At 57.2% G+C, this 15,107-nt stretch carries 11 protein-coding genes; 8 read left to right on the forward strand and 3 right to left on the reverse strand.

Annotated elements, in window-relative coordinates; translation table 11 throughout:
• Positions 1–207: 207 nt before the first annotated feature.
• The 6 genes from ACZYUB_RS00175 (at position 208) to ACZYUB_RS00200 (ending at position 6,784) form a co-directional block, all read left to right on the forward strand.
• Complete coding sequence (locus ACZYUB_RS00175; RefSeq protein ID WP_460881846.1) at positions 208–1,206, forward strand: BMP family lipoprotein; 999 nt, start codon at positions 208–210, stop codon at positions 1,204–1,206.
• 90 nt (positions 1,207–1,296) lie between these two features.
• The gene (locus tag ACZYUB_RS00180) at positions 1,297–2,865 is read left to right on the forward strand and encodes an ABC transporter ATP-binding protein (RefSeq protein ID WP_463944593.1); all 1,569 of its coding nucleotides are present in this window, start codon (positions 1,297–1,299) and stop codon (positions 2,863–2,865) included.
• Complete coding sequence (locus ACZYUB_RS00185; protein ID WP_463944595.1) at positions 2,862–3,965, forward strand: ABC transporter permease; 1,104 nt, start codon at positions 2,862–2,864, stop codon at positions 3,963–3,965. Before ACZYUB_RS00180 ends, ACZYUB_RS00185 begins: the two co-directional genes overlap by 4 nt.
• Positions 3,966–3,967: 2 nt before the next feature.
• The gene (locus tag ACZYUB_RS00190; RefSeq protein WP_463944596.1) at positions 3,968–4,933 is read left to right on the forward strand and encodes an ABC transporter permease; all 966 of its coding nucleotides are present in this window, start codon (positions 3,968–3,970) and stop codon (positions 4,931–4,933) included.
• A 152-nt stretch (positions 4,934–5,085) separates the two neighbouring features.
• Positions 5,086–5,922, forward strand: coding sequence for a formyltetrahydrofolate deformylase (gene purU / locus ACZYUB_RS00195; protein ID WP_463944598.1), 837 nt, complete (start codon positions 5,086–5,088; stop codon positions 5,920–5,922).
• A gap of 142 nt (positions 5,923–6,064) precedes the next feature.
• A complete protein-coding gene (locus tag ACZYUB_RS00200; RefSeq protein ID WP_463944600.1) occupies positions 6,065–6,784 on the forward strand; it encodes an SIMPL domain-containing protein in 720 nt (239 codons plus the stop codon).
• 89 nt (positions 6,785–6,873) lie between these two features.
• On the opposite strand, the gene ACZYUB_RS00205 is transcribed toward ACZYUB_RS00200, so the two are convergent.
• Both ACZYUB_RS00205 and cls read right to left on the reverse strand, forming a co-directional pair.
• Positions 6,874–8,166 (reverse strand): DUF945 family protein, encoded by a 1,293-nt coding sequence (locus ACZYUB_RS00205; protein ID WP_463944602.1) that lies wholly within the window; start codon positions 8,164–8,166, stop codon positions 6,874–6,876.
• 146 nt (positions 8,167–8,312) lie between these two features.
• A complete protein-coding gene (gene cls / locus ACZYUB_RS00210) occupies positions 8,313–9,788 on the reverse strand; it encodes a cardiolipin synthase (protein WP_463944604.1) in 1,476 nt (491 codons plus the stop codon).
• 99 nt (positions 9,789–9,887) lie between these two features.
• On the opposite strand from cls, the gene ACZYUB_RS00215 reads away from it, so the two are divergent.
• Positions 9,888–10,430, forward strand: coding sequence for a YceB family lipoprotein (locus tag ACZYUB_RS00215; protein WP_463944606.1), 543 nt, complete (start codon positions 9,888–9,890; stop codon positions 10,428–10,430).
• Positions 10,431–10,502: 72 nt separating this feature from the next.
• Positions 10,503–11,000, forward strand: a complete 498-nt coding sequence (locus ACZYUB_RS00220; protein WP_463944607.1) for an NlpC/P60 family protein — start codon at positions 10,503–10,505, stop codon at positions 10,998–11,000.
• 166 nt (positions 11,001–11,166) lie between these two features.
• Here ACZYUB_RS00220 and purL read toward each other — a convergent pair whose 3' ends face one another.
• Complete coding sequence (purL, locus tag ACZYUB_RS00225; RefSeq protein WP_463944608.1) at positions 11,167–15,057, reverse strand: phosphoribosylformylglycinamidine synthase; 3,891 nt, start codon at positions 15,055–15,057, stop codon at positions 11,167–11,169.
• Positions 15,058–15,107: the final 50 nt, after the last annotated feature.

Consider the following 15,107-nt stretch of genomic DNA (forward strand, 5'->3'; position numbering starts at 1 on the left):
CGTATCTCTTCTCATAAGGAACGGCAGTTCAGAGCCAAGGGGGTTTTTGCGGCCGAAACCGCGGTAATGCTCGTTTTTCAAACTAATAGCGCAATCGGTTTTCTGCATAAAAAAACTTGACCCGAACCACGGCTCACATAGAGTTGTCACTGGTTCGCTAAAGGCGCACCAAAGTTGCGGAATCATACAAAAAATAAGGACACCCACGTGAATAAGAGACTCAAGATTACCACCCTTGCAGCCCTGACCCTGTCAGCCATGTATGCCAACGCGGCCAGTGAGCCGGCTGTGGTCTACGACTCCGCTGGCAAATTTGATAAATCCTTCAACGAAGCGGTCTTCCGTAACGGTGTCGAAGTCTACAAAAAAGACAAGGGCATCACGGTCAAGGAATTTGAACCGCAGAATGAAGCACAGCGTGAGCAGGGTCTGCGCCGTCTGGCCAGCCGTGGTTACGGTCCTATCGTGGCTGTTGGCTTTAACTTCGCCTCTTCTGTCGAAAAGGTTGCCGCTGAATTCCCGAAGACCCAGTTCACCATCATCGATATGGTCGTCGACAAGCCGAACGTCCAGTCCATCGTCTTCAAGGAGCATGAAGGCTCCTTCCTGGTCGGCGCCTTGGCAGCCATGGCCTCCAAAACCGGCAAGGTCGGCTTCGTCGGCGGTATGGATATTCCATTGATCCGCAAATTCGCCTGTGGTTATGAGCAAGGTGCCAAATACGCCAATCCGAAGATGGAAATCTTCCAGAACATGACCGGCTCTACTCCGGCCGCTTTTGCGGATCCGGCCAAGGGCGCCGAGCTGGCCAAGTCCCAATTCGCCAAGGGCGCGGATGTGGTGTACGCCGCAGCCGGTGGCACCGGCATCGGTGTCTATCAGGCCGCCAAGGATGAAGGCAAATTGGCCATCGGTGTGGACTCCAACCAGAACCATCTGCAACCGGGCACCATGCTGACCTCCATGGTCAAAGGTGTGGGTCTGGCAGCCTATACCACCTGGGACGATGCCGCCAAGGGCACCTGGAAACCAGGCGTCAAGGCACTGGGTCTGGCCGAGGGCGGTGTGGATTGGGCTCTGGATGACAACAACAAGGCACTGATCACTCCCGAGATGAAAGCCAAGGTTGACGCCATCAAGGCCGATATCATCGCTGGCAAGATCCAGGTTCACGATTACATGGCTGACAATACCTGTAAGTACTAAGTCACCTGGCATTGTTTGAAAACCGGTCCCTCGGGGCCGGTTTTTATTGCCTATTCTCTCGTCATGACTCGCATATTCAGGAATTGAATCGTGGAACAGACTGATCGCTATGCCATCGAATTACGCGGCATCGATAAGCGCTTTGGTGAGGTACACGCCAACAGGCATATCGACCTCCAGGTTCGTAAAGGCAGTATTCACGGTATTGTCGGCGAAAACGGCGCCGGTAAATCCACGCTGATGAGCATCATCTACGGCTTTTATCACGCCGATAGTGGTGACATGCACATCGATGGCACCCCTTTTCGTCCTCACGGCTCCCAGGATGCCATTGCGGCCGGTATCGGCATGGTGCACCAGCACTTCATGCTGGTGAACAACTTTACCGTTCTGGAAAACGTCGTCCTCGGCGCCGAAGGGGGCTGGAATTTGAATACCAGCCTGCGCAAGGCCGAGGTGCATCTCAAGCAGTTGGCAACCAGCTATGGGCTGGATGTTCCCTTGCATGAAAAAATCGAAGATTTACCCGTCGGCTTGCAACAACGGGTCGAAATTCTCAAGGCCCTCTACCGCGGCGCACGGATCCTGATCTTGGATGAACCGACCGGCGTGCTGACGCCCCAGGAAGCCGACCATCTGTTTACCATATTGCGCAAATTGCGGGATCAGGGCACCACCGTGATCCTGATTACCCATAAGCTGCGGGAAATACTGGCGATCACCGATCAGGTTTCCATCATGCGGCGCGGTGAGATGGTGGCTCATGTCGCCACCCGGGATACCAACAAGGAAGAGTTGGCCGAATTGATGGTCGGCCGCAAAGTGCGCCTGACCGTCGACAAGGGCGATGCGGCTCCCGGTCAGCCACAACTGAGTGTGAAAAACCTCAGTTATGTCGACGCCGCTGGCGTCACCCGCGTCAAGTCGGTGAGCTTCGATGTCCGTCGCGGTGAAGTGGTAGGCATCGCCGGTGTCTCCGGCAATGGGCAATCCGAATTGCTCAGCCTGCTGGGCGGCATCCTCCAGCCGAGCGAGGGCGAATTCTGGATTGGCGCCCATCAAGTTAGCCATGCCCATCCGGTCGATCCGCGCGGTGTGCGGGCCTTCGGCCTGGGTCATGTTCCTGAAGATCGCCACAAGATGGGCCTGATCAACCGGTTCGAGGCCCAGGAGGCTTTCATCCTCGGTTATCACCAGGAAACCATGTACAACCAGGGCCTGTTGCAAAACAAGGCGGCGATCCAGGCCGATTGCCAGGAGAAAATGACCAAGTGGGATGTCCGCCCGCCCCTGCCGACCCTGAAAACTGCCAACTTCTCCGGCGGCAATCAGCAAAAGCTGGTGATTGCCCGTGAAGTGGAGCAAGACCCGGATGTGTTGCTGATTGGCCAACCGACCCGGGGCGTCGATATCGGAGCTATCGAGTTTATCCACCAGCAAGTGATAGCCATGCGCGACAAGGGCAAGGCGGTATTGCTGGTATCGGTAGAGCTTGACGAGATACTGGCGCTCTCTGATCGCATTCTGGTCATTGCCGACGGTGCCATCGTCGGTGAGCTGGATGCCAAAACGGCAGATGAGCGCACCATAGGCCTGATGATGGCCAATATTGTTCCGGAACACCTGCAAGAGCAGGCTACCGAGGAGGTTACCCCATGAGCCAGGCACGCGTTCCTGCTTGGATCACCGTCGTCCTATTACCCGCTATCAATATCCTGATGGCGTTTTTGGTCTCGGCAATCCTGTTTTACTACCTGGATATCAACCCGCTGGAAGCCGCCACTATCATGTGGCAGGGTGCTTTCAGCTCCGGCGAAGGTATCGGTTTTACCCTCTACTATGCCACCGGGTTTATCTTTACTGGTCTGGCGGTGGCTGTGGCGTTTCACGCCGGTTTATTCAATATCGGCGGCGAAGGTCAAGCCTATATTGGCGGGCTGGGCGTGGGACTGGTCTGCCTGTTCCTCGGTGATACCCTGCCCTTCGTGGTGTTACTGCCGCTGGCCATTCTGGTCGGTGGCTTGTTTGGTGCAGCCTGGGCCTTTATCCCGGCCTGGTTGCAAGCCAAACGAGGCAGCCACATCGTCATCACCACCATCATGTTCAACTTCATCGCCTCCTCGCTGATGGCCTATCTGCTGGTCGATATCTTCAAACCGGCAGGTACCATGGCTCCCGAAAGCCGGGTCTTTGCCGAGATGTCTTGGCTGCCGAAGCTCAGCGATCTGTTAGCGGCGATTGGTATCGAGATGACACCGACACCGCTCAACATCAGCTTTTTCTGGGCTCTCTTCTGTGCCTTGCTGGTGTGGTTGTTTATCTGGCGCAGTCGCTGGGGCTACGAGTTGCGTGCCGTCGGTGCCAACCAAAGCGCCGCCGCTTACGCCGGGATCCACTACTCCAAGGTAGTGATCCTGGCCATGGTGATATCCGGCATGCTGGCGGGTTTCTTCGCCTTGAACGTGCTGCAAGGCGAACTGCACCAGATCAAACTCAACTTCGTGGAAGGCTTTGGCTTTACCGGTATCGCGGTGGCTCTGATGGGGCGTAATCATCCTATCGGTGTCATTTTGGCCAGTTTGCTGTTCGGCTTTTTATATCAGGGTGGCGCCGAGCTGAGTTTCGAGTTCGGGGTCGACCGTAATATCGTGGTGGTATTGCAAGGCTTAGTCATCCTCTTCTCCGGCGCACTGGAGCACATGTTCCGTCCACGCCTGGAAGCCGCCTACCTGAAGTTGACCCATAAGGCCGAGGTGTAATCATGTTCGAAACCTTGATTCTGATGCTCGACTCCACCATCCGGGTCGCGCCACCGCTCATCTTCGCCGCCATGGCCGGGATGTTCTGCGAACGCTCCGGGGTGGTCAACATCGCCCTGGAAGGCAAGCTGCTGGCTGCCGCCTTCGCCAGTGGTGCCACCGCCGCGGTTACCGGCTCCGCCTGGGGGGGCCTGCTCGCCGGTGTGGGTGTCTCTATCGCGTTTGCCCTGTTGCACGGCTTTGCCACCATCACCCATCGCGGTGATCAGGTGGTCAGTGGTATGGCCATCAATATTCTGGCCGTCGGTCTGACCGTCACCCTGGGCCGCTACTGGTTTGATCAGGGCGGGCAAACGCCAGCCCTGTCCGGCGATGCGCGCTTTGCGCCAATCCAGTTCCCCTTCGAAAAGGAACTCGCGGATGTGCCGGTGATCGGTCAGCTCTATTCCGAGCTGGCCAGTGGCCACTCCATGCTCGAGTACCTGGCGCTGGCAATCGTGCCCCTGGCCTGGTGGGTGCTGTTCCGTACCCGTTTCGGCCTGCGCTTGCGCGCCGTGGGTGAGGCTCCGGCCGCGGTCGATACCGCGGGCATCTCGGTCGTCCGCCTGCGCTATACAGCTCTGCTTATCGGCGGTCTGCTCGCCGGCATCGGTGGGACTTACCTTGCTGTAGCGCAAACCGCTCAATTCATCCCCAACATGAGTGCTGGTAAAGGCTTTATGGCGCTGGCGGCCCTGGTATTCGGCAAGTGGCGTCCTTGGCCTGCGATGGGCGCTTGCCTGTTGTTTGGCTTTCTGGATGCGGTCGCAATTCGCCTGCAGGGGGTCGAGGTGCTGGGCTTTGTCATTCCAGTCCAGTTTATCGAAGCGGTTCCTTACATGTTGACTGTGTTCCTGCTGGCCGGATTTATCGGCAAGGCAGTCGCACCCAAGGCATTGGGGACACCTTATGTCAAAGAGCGGGAATAGCCCTGCACCCTGATGTTTCAGGCCCACCCTGGTGTGGGCCTTTTTATTATCCCGCAAAACAGTTGTGACCAAAGCGGGGCTGACATCTGGAATTAGCCCTATTTTATGGCATAGTGTTCGGCCACCAGGATTTGTGAAGGATACGCAACGAGATGGAACGCAAGATTCTTCTCACCGACTGCCCCGATGCCAAGGGGTTGATCGCCAAGATCACTAATATTTGCTACAAGCATCAGCTCAATATCATCAAGAACGATGAATTTGTTGATCATGAACAGGGCCGTTTCTTCATGCGCACCGAGCTCGAAGGCCGGTTCAATGACGAAACTCTCCTCGAAGATCTGGATGACGCGCTGCCGGAAGGCAGTGATCGTCGTCTGGTTCCCGCTGGCCGCAAGCGGCTGGTGATTCTGGTTACCAAGGAAGCACACTGCATCGGTGACATTCTGATGAAGAGCTACTCCGGCGCGCTGGATGTGGATATCGCTGCCGTGGTCGGCAACTACGACACCTTGGGCGATCTGACCGAGAAATTCGGCATTCCGTTCCATACCGTCAGCCATGAAGGCCTTTCCCGGGAAGAGCACGAGCAGCAAGTCCGCGCCATCGTCGATCAGTACCAGCCCGATTACGTGGTATTGGCCAAGTATATGCGCGTGCTGACCGCCAGCTTTGTTGCCGCTTATCGTCGCAAGATCATCAACATCCACCACTCGTTCCTGCCGGCGTTTATCGGCGCTCGCCCCTATCAGCAAGCGTTTGATCGTGGCGTGAAGATCATCGGCGCTACCGCCCACTTCGTCACCGATGATCTGGATGAAGGTCCAATCATCGAGCAGGATGTCATCCATGTCAGCCACGCCTTCAGCGCCGAAGACATGGCCAAGGCCGGGCGAGATGTCGAACGCTCAGTGTTGTCGCGGGCTCTAGCCCATGTGCTGGATGAAAAAGTCTTTGTCTACGGCAATAAAACCGTAGTGTTCAAGTAATGCATAGGGCTCCTTCGGGAGCCCTTCTTCTTGCTGCCATGGGTAAATCGCCAGTCCGGCATCCGGTTTTTGCTGTCCTCTGATGGAACCGTCGATTAGACTCATAACAGCGCGGCTTGCCGCTATCTCATGAGGTGAGGTTATGAACGAACGCAACATCATCAGTGCCGTTCTCCTGGGAGCGCTACTCTGCGTCGGTATGGCGACCATGGGCTTGCTACTCTCGGAGGGACTGATCAAGTTCCGGGATATGGAGCGCAGTGTCTCGGTGAAGGGATTATCGGAGCGGGACGTCAGTTCTGATGTTGCCATCTGGCCCATCCGCTTTACCGAAGTCAGTAACGATCTCAGCGAGCTGTACGGCTCTCTCGACAGCAAAAATGAAAAAGTGACCGCCTTCTTGCGGCAACAGGGCTTTAAACCGGATGAGATTTCAGTTTCTGTACCCGGGATCCAGGATCGTCAGGCCCAGGGTTTCTCGGAGGAGCAGGTACGCAATGGCCGCTACGCCGGGGTCTCGACCCTGACGGTGTACAGTACCGATATCGAGATGGTGCGCAAGGCCATGAGCAGTCTGATGCAGTTGGGACAAAATGGCATCGCCATCAGTGGTCAGGACTATGACGCCAAAACCCAGTTCCTGTTCACCGGTCTCAATGCCCTCAAACCGCAGATGATTGAAGAAGCCACCCGCAATGCCCGGGAAGTAGCGGAAAAGTTTGCCCGTGATTCCGGCAGCAAGCTCGGCAAAATCAAACGTGCTAATCAGGGACAATTCAGCATCGAAGATCGCGACAGCAACACCCCCTACATCAAAAAGGTACGGATTGTGGCCACCGTCGAGTATTACCTGACCGATTAGCTGTGCGGCGCGCCGCTTAAATGACTAAGGGCGAACTCTACAGTTCGCCCTTCGCATTTATGTCGCACCATTCAGCAGAACCAGGAATATTACAAGGGCAGCGCTACGCCGTTGGCGGTGGCTTTTCCGCCGGTCAACTTCAGCTGGCTACTGAGTTTGCCATCGTTGCCCTGTTTGATATAGCCCTGGCTGAGCATGGGTTTGAGCATCGCCTCACCGTTGGGGAGCTGGGCCACCAACTCCGGCATGGCCACCAGATCCAGCTGCGCCTGCAGGCGCGCCAGCAACTGTGGCAAACCGAGCACCGGACGCTGATCGGCGCTCAAGGCGACATTACCCTGGGCATGGAAATTGGCCTTGTTGTAATCCAGGGTCAGGGTATCCAGTGTCACCGCCAATCCCTTGCTGGCAATTTGTTGCATCGCCGCCAGCGTCTGCATTTGCCCCAGCGTGGAGGCTTGCTGGCTTTGCAATAGCGCCAGGTAGCCCTGTTTATCGATATTCTGCAGATTCAGCCCCAGCGCCATCTTGTCGATGGTGAAGTTCTGCTGCTGCCCCTTCATCTCGACCAATTCCACCTTGCTGTTGAACTGGATATTCAAGCGCCGATCCGCCTCACTACCCTGCTCTGCAATGGCCCCTTGCCCATCCCATTGCTGCAGGGTGAAGTTCTGCTCCGGTGACACATAGCGCACCCCGGCGAGTTGGACGTGATAAGCGGGAGATAGCCAGATGCCAGCATTGTTTTCCAAGCGGATATCGCTGCGTACTGGCGCCAGATGCACCAGTTGGGTCGCCTCGTTGCCCGCACTCATGCCATCCCATTCCAGCTGGATATCCGCCTGCTGATCCAGCGTGCCACTGGCCTGCAATTTCAGCAGCGCAAACTCCACCCGCCCCTCGTCAGTGACCACCTTCCAGGGATCCAGCCGCACGTCGCCTTGCAGATGTTGGTTGATGGCATTGAATTGCCAGTTCACCTGATGAGGCAAACTTTGCAGCTTGGCTTGCTTCAGCCAGCTGGCCAGTGAGCCGCGGGAGCTATCAACCTGAGCCTGTCCTTGAATCGTCAAGGCCCCGACCCCCTGCTGCACCTGGATAAACAGCTCCAGCGGCTGTAGCTCACCCTGCAGATCGGCCAGGAACGGCGCATAGTGTTGTACACGCTCGGCGGAGAGTGTCACATGCAAGACGCCATCCCGATGCCAGAGTCCTGCATCACCGGGCTGCCATTCAACCAGGGTACCCGGCTGCTGGTTCCACAGTTGCGTGCGCTGTTGCAACTGCTGGTCATAGATATTTCCTGTCAACCAACAGGCGCCCAAATAGCCCGCGCCCAGTACGAAAACGCCTACTGCCGCGGCAATCCCTGTCTTGTTCATCCGGTGATCCCTGTGCTCTATGTTGTCAGCGCCGAGGCATGCGTATTTGCATAAACTCCGGCTGTCGATTATTTCCGCAATACTGTTACTGCCGAGCTGAAATTTGTCTAGCTTTCATACTGTTAAATGCAACGGCCCGCACAGTGTCACAGCAAGGGACTAAACAGATAGAGCAGGTTCTCCAACAGCCGCTTGCGCCAGGGACGTTTGCTCCAATGACTCAGATAGAGTCGGGAGGCTTGCGCCATATAGTGCTGCTGCAGAGCCAGCAGTTCGGCAGCAAATTGCGGATCGTCCAGTAGCAAGGTGGTTTCAAAATTGAGCCAGAAACTGCGCCGATCCAGATTGACCGATCCCACCAGCGCCAGTTGTTCATCGATCAGCACGCTCTTGGTATGTAACAACCCCCGTCGAAAGCGGTAGATTTCGACTCCGGAGCTGAGCAGCTCGGTCAAAAACGCATCGCTGGCATGGCGCGCCATAAACGAATCGCCCCGGGCTGGCAGTATGAGTTGCACTTGCACCCCCCGATCCGCCGCCGAGCGTAGCGCCGCCACCAAGGGATCATCGGGTACAAAATAGGGGGTGGTCAGTACCACCCGGCGCCTGGCCTGGTAGATGGCCAACAACAGGATCTGCTGAATGCAATCGCCCCCGGTAAAGGGGCCGGAGGGGATCAACTGCAGATGCTGATCCCGTTCATCATCAAACGCCGGGTTATGCTGCTGTGAGTCCAGCAATCGTTCACCCGTCTCCATCTCCCAATCACGCACAAACAGTGACCAGATCAGCGGGACGATCGGGCCGTGCAAGCGCAACATGACATCGATCCACTGGCCGACCCCAGCACTACGTTTGAAAAAACGTGGATCCACCAAATTCATCGAGCCGGTGTAGGCCACTCGATCGTCGATCACCACCAACTTGCGGTGCATGCGCAGATCCTGGCGTTGCAACGGTATACGCCAGGCACCGGCTGGCAACACCTCCACCAGCTTGACCCCAGCCGTTTGCAGGCGCTCCGGCCAAGGCCCCTTGAAAAATCCGGCGCTGCCCACTGAATCCAGCAACAGACGACAATCCACGCCGCGAGCAGCGGCATCAATCAGCGCCTCGGCCACCTGATCCGCCCAGCCTCCTGTTTGCCAGATGTAGAACTCCAGATAACAGGAAGCTGTGGCCTCTCGGATATCCTGTGCCAGCGCAAACAGGATGGCATAAGGCTCGGTCAGCAGTTCGACCCGGTTACCACTGAGCATGGGGGAGCCCAAGCGGCTATCCACCAGCTCGGATAACGGCCTGGCTCCCTCAGTTGCCATAGCCGGTTGGTGCGGGAACTGGGAAACCAGCTCACTGATCCAGCGCGCGTAAGGCTCATACATGGCACGGGCCCGCTCCACGCGCTTGCGACCCAAGCGGATTTCGCCAAATAGCAGATAGAGTGAAATCCCCAGGATCGGAATGGTAAAGATCAGGGTCAGCCAGGCCAGTGAGACACCGATGGCACGTCGTGTCATCACCACCCGCAGCACTATGATCACCACCAGCACCGCATAGCTGATAAAGGCCAGCATACCGAGCAGGTCATACAGCATAGCCAGTAGATCGGTTCGCGGTCGCATGATCATTCTCCGATGAGGGTTCCGTTCGCTGCAGGCTGTTGTCCAGACTCAGGAGTGATATTATGCCGCCAGCCCCGAATCCGAAGCAGGTCCACTCCCATGATGATAACTCTCGTACTGGCGCTCGCCTTGACGGCGGACGCACAAGGCAATGTCGATATTAGCGAACAGCAGCTGACCCAGTATGTGAATGGCAAAGTGAAATATGAACAGGACTATGCGTTACCGGGCCTGTTTGATGCTCATGTCAAACTGACACGGATGCAAGTGGAATTAGCCCGTTCGGCACCGAAACAGGCCGATGTACAAGGCTTTGGCCAGTTCACCCTGACCTTACCCGATAAACCAGCAATGGATGGCACCATCACCGCCAACTTTACCGCACTCCCGCGTTATGCCCCGGCTGAAGGGGCCGTCTACTTTGATCAGTTCACCTTGAAAAACTATGTGCTAGAGCCCGCAGCCCTAAATCAGCAATTTGGTCCCATGATGGGCTACCTGCTCAAGGGCATAGAGCAACGGCTGGCCAAGCAACCAGCCTATCGTCTCGATGCTAAAAATGCCGATCAGGCCTGGCTCAAGAACCATGTGACCAGCGTCGAATTACAACCGGGTGTGCTACGCCTCAAGACCCGCTCCTGAGCGCCCGCATGAGCGAATATAGTCAACCCAGAGGTTAGTTGGTACTAACCCCAGACGGCCAGGAGGGACCCTGTGACTCTATGTAACGCCAACGGACGGTTATGGCTCTTGCTGCTGCCGCTAGCCCTGCTGCTGCTCAGCGGTTGTCAGACACCAGCAAACCGGGATCCAGAACCCAGCTCGCGGCTCGGCGAACCCAGCGAAGTGCGTTCGGCGCTGATTGAACAGTATCAGGAATGGCGAGGCGTTCCTTATCGCCATGGCGGTCAGACGCGTCGGGGGGTGGATTGCTCCGGCTTCGTACAACTGACCTTCCGCGAGCGCTTCGGTCTGGAATTACCCCGCGATACTCAACAACAAGCCCACATCGGTGCACCGATTTCCGGTCAGCGTCTGCAACCGGGAGACCTGCTGTTTTTCAACACTGGTCGCTGGAGTAAACACGTCGGGATATTTATCCGCGATGGCCAGTTTCTCCATGCCTCGACCAGCAAGGGGGTCATTATCTCGGATCTGAATAACCCCTACTGGCGTAAAACCTATTGGCAATCCCGCCGTCTGACCGATTAATCGGGTGCAGCAACAGGGCGTGTCCCAGCCACAATTCCGCGACTCAATCGCAAGACCACCCTCGGTTTCCAGCGCTTCAAATCCAAAAAATGTTGCTAATGGCTGATAAAAAAATACCCCCTCGACTGAGGGGGTATGACATAAACAGGGTAGTTGTAACTCGGATTTAACCCAGCCAGACCCGGGCATTGCGGAACATCCGCAACCAAGGGCTGCTTTCGCCCCACTCATCCGGATGCCAGGAGTTAGCCACGGTGCGCATCACCCGCTCAGGGTGCGGCATCATGATGGTTACCCGACCATCGCGAGTGGTCAGGCCCGTGATACCGGACGGCGAACCGTTCGGGTTGAAAGGATAGCGCTCAGTCTGCACCCCGTAGTTGTCGACGAAACGTACCGCAACCGTACCGCTGCCTTGAATGGCACCCAAGTGATGCAGATCCCGGACTTCAACCCGGCCTTCACCGTGAGAAACGGCGATCGGCATACGCGAGCCCGCCATACCGGTGAAGAACAACGACGGTGACTGCTGGATCTCGACCTGGCTGAAACGTGCCTCGAAACGCTCGGATTCATTGCGCACGAAACGCGGCCACAGGTCAGCACCCGGGATCAGATCCTTGAGGTTCGACATCATCTGGCAACCGTTACACACGCCCAGCGCAAAGGTGTCGTTGCGATGGAAGAAGCGCTCGAACTCATCGCGCGCCCGGCTGTTAAACAGTGCTGACTTGGCCCAACCCTCACCAGCCCCCAGTACGTCGCCGTAGGAGAAACCACCACAAGCAGCCAGCCCCTGGAAGTCACTCAGCACGATGCGGCCGCTGAGAATATCGCTCATGTGCACATCGACACTGGTGAAACCGGCACGATCAAACGCCGCCGCCATCTCGTTCTGGGAATTAACCCCCTGCTCGCGCAGGATCGCCACCTTGGGATGTATGCCCTTGGCAATATAGGGCGCAGCCACATCCTGATTCAGATCGAAGCTCAGCGCGGCATGCAGCCCCGGATCTGCGGCATCAAACTTGGCCTGGAACTCGGAATCAGCACAGGCAGGGTTATCACGCAAGGCTTGCATCTTGTGGGTGGTCTCCGCCCACAGGGTACGGAAATGGACACGAGAACCATGGACGACATCCAGCCCGTTGCGAGTAAAGCGCAGGCTGTCCTCATCATTGAGACGACCAATCACGTAGGTGCAGTTCACTAAACCGTGACCAGCCAGCAGATTCAGCACTGCTTCCTTATCTTCACGGCGGACCTGCAACACGGCACCCAACTCTTCGGAGAAGAGTACCGCCAGATCGTCGCTACCCAACTGATCCAGCGCAACCGTTACCCCGGTCTTGCCGGCGAAGGCCATCTCGGCCAGGGTCACAAACAGGCCGCCATCGGAACGGTCGTGGTACGCCAGCAGCTTGCGATCGGCAACCAGAGCCTGGATGGCATTGAAGAAACTCTTGATGAGGGCCGGATTGTCGACATCCGGAGTGGTTTGCCCCAGCTGCTTGTATACCTGAGCCAGGCAGGAGCCGCCGAGACGATTCTGGCCGTTACCGAGATCGATCAGGATCAGATCGGTTTCCCCCAGATCGGTGCGCAATTGCGGTGTCACTGTATTACGAACATCTTCAACCCGGGCAAAGGCGCTGATGATGAGCGACAGCGGGGCAATCACCTCGCGATTCTCGCCATCCTGCTCCCAGCGGGTCTTCATGGACATGGAGTCCTTGCCCACTGGCACGGTCAGCTCCAGCGCCGGGCAGATCTCTTCACCAACCGCCTTGACTGCTTCATACAGACCGGCATCCTCCCCCGGGTGACCGGCGGCGGCCATCCAGTTGGCGGAGAGTTTCACCCGTTTGAGATCGCCAATCTGGGCTGGCGCCAGGTTGGTGATGGCTTCCGCAACGGCCAGACGAGCAGAAGCACCGTAGTTCAGCAATGCGACCGGGGTGCGCTCCCCCATGGACATGGCTTCACCGGCATAGGTGTCATAGCTAGCGGCAGTCACGGCACAGTCCGCAACCGGCACCTGCCAGGGACCAACCATCTGATCCCGGGTCACCAAGCCCGTGACCGTACGGTCACCGATGGTGATGAGGAAGGTCTTCTCGGCCACGGTCGGCAGACGCAGGATCCGCTCGGCGGCATCCTTCGGCGTCACCGAATCCAGCACCAGGGGTTCGCCGGATGCCTTCAGGCTGGTGACATCACGATGCATCTTCGGCGCCTTGCCCAGCAAGACCTCCAGCGGCAGATCGATGGGCTGATTGCCGAAGTGGCTATCGGCCAGCACCAGTTGTTGCTCGGCAGTGGCCTCACCAATGACCGCATACTGAGCGCGCTCACGACGGCACAACTCTTCAAATTTGGCTAACTGCTCCGGAGCCACCGCCAGAACATAACGTTCCTGGGACTCGTTACACCAGATTTCCAGCGGGCTCATACCCGGCTCATCATTCGGTACCTTGCGCAGATCGAAACGGCCACCACGGCCACCGTCATTGACCAGCTCTGGCATGGCATTGGACAGGCCACCGGCGCCGACGTCGTGAATGAACAGGATCGGGTTGTCTTCACCCATCTGCCAGCAGCGATCGATCACTTCCTGACAACGGCGCTCCATCTCCGGGTTTTCCCGCTGTACCGAGGCAAAATCCAGATCCTCGGCGGATTGACCCGAGGTCATGGAGGATGCAGCACCGCCGCCCAGGCCGATATTCATCGCCGGGCCACCCAGCACAATCAGCTTGGCTCCGACCGTGATCTCGCCCTTCTGTACATGCTCGGTGCGGATGTTCCCCAGACCACCGGCCAGCATGATCGGCTTGTGATAACCACGGATCTCGCTGCCGTTATGGCTGCTGACTTTCTCTTCGTAAGTCCGGAAGTAACCCAGGATGTTGGGACGGCCGAATTCGTTGTTAAACGCTGCGGCACCCAATGGGCCTTCGAGCATGATGTCCATGGCACTGACGATCCGGCTAGGCTTGCCGAAGTCAGTTTCCCAGGGTTGGACATAGCCAGGAATACGCAGGTTAGAGACCGAGAAGCCGCACATCCCCGCCTTCGGTTTGGAACCCCGGCCGGTCGCTCCCTCATCACGGATCTCGCCACCGGAGCCGGTTGCGGCGCCCGGGAATGGGGAAATCGCCGTCGGGTGATTGTGAGTCTCGACCTTCATCAGAATGTCGATGGACTCCTGATGATATTCATATTCGCCGGTTTCCGGGCTGGGGAAGAAACGGCCGGCTTCGGAGCCCACCATGACGGCGGCGTTATCCTTATAAGCCGAGAGCACATAATCGCTATGCAGCTCATGGGTATTCTTGATCATCTTGAACAGCGACTTGGGCTGTTGGATGCCGTCGATGGTCCAGTCGGCATTGAAGATCTTGTGACGGCAATGTTCGGAGTTGGCCTGGGCGAACATATAGAGTTCGATGTCGTTCGGATTCCGTCCCAGCTTGATGAAGCTGGCAACCAGATAATCGATTTCATCTTCCGCCAGTGCTAGGCCGAGGCGCACATTCGCCTCTTCCAACGCCGCTCGACCACCACTCAGTACATCGATCACGGTATGGGGGGTCGGTTCATGGTGAGAGAACAGGGCTTCGGCGGCGGCCAGATCGGCAAACACCACTTCCATCATCCGATCATGCAGCAGGCTGGCAACCTGTTGGCGCTGGGCTGCATCCAGCTCCGGGGCGTCCAGATAGTAGGCAATACCGCGCTCCAGACGGGAAATCTGGCTCAGACCACAGTTATGGGCGATATCGGTAGCTTTGGAAGACCAGGGAGAGATGGTGCCGGGGCGAGGCGTAACAAGAAACAAGAGACCAGTCGGGGCGTGTTCAGCGATGGTTGGGCCATACGTCAGCAACTTGCCCAACGTCGCTCGTGCGTCCGGGCTCAGCGGGGCCGACAGATCGGCAAAGTGTACGAATTCGGCATACACATCCCTGATGGGGAGCCCCATCTCTTCAAAGCTTCGTAACAGTTTGCTGACACGAAAGCCGGATAAAGCGGGCGCACCTCGTAAGATTTCCATTTTGCCTATTCTCACAGTGTTGAAAGGGGGGAATGAGGAAGTGCGCGTAT

The organism is Pseudaeromonas sp. HNCC25DJ182 (assembly GCF_055413365.1).

What these genes read in the sequence shown, in the direction of transcription:
- ACZYUB_RS00215 (WP_463944606.1), top strand. Translation starts at nt 9,888, where the DNA reads ATGATGATAACTCTCGTACTGGCGCTCGCCTTGACGGCGGACGCACAA.
- purL (WP_463944608.1), bottom strand. Translation starts at nt 15,057, where the DNA reads ATGGAAATCTTACGAGGTGCGCCCGCTTTATCCGGCTTTCGTGTCAGC.
- purU (WP_463944598.1), top strand. Translation starts at nt 5,086, where the DNA reads ATGGAACGCAAGATTCTTCTCACCGACTGCCCCGATGCCAAGGGGTTG.
- ACZYUB_RS00205 (WP_463944602.1), bottom strand. Translation starts at nt 8,166, where the DNA reads ATGAACAAGACAGGGATTGCCGCGGCAGTAGGCGTTTTCGTACTGGGC.
- ACZYUB_RS00200 (WP_463944600.1), top strand. Translation starts at nt 6,065, where the DNA reads ATGAACGAACGCAACATCATCAGTGCCGTTCTCCTGGGAGCGCTACTC.
- cls (WP_463944604.1), bottom strand. Translation starts at nt 9,788, where the DNA reads ATGCGACCGCGAACCGATCTACTGGCTATGCTGTATGACCTGCTCGGT.
- ACZYUB_RS00185 (WP_463944595.1), top strand. Translation starts at nt 2,862, where the DNA reads ATGAGCCAGGCACGCGTTCCTGCTTGGATCACCGTCGTCCTATTACCC.
- ACZYUB_RS00190 (WP_463944596.1), top strand. Translation starts at nt 3,968, where the DNA reads ATGTTCGAAACCTTGATTCTGATGCTCGACTCCACCATCCGGGTCGCG.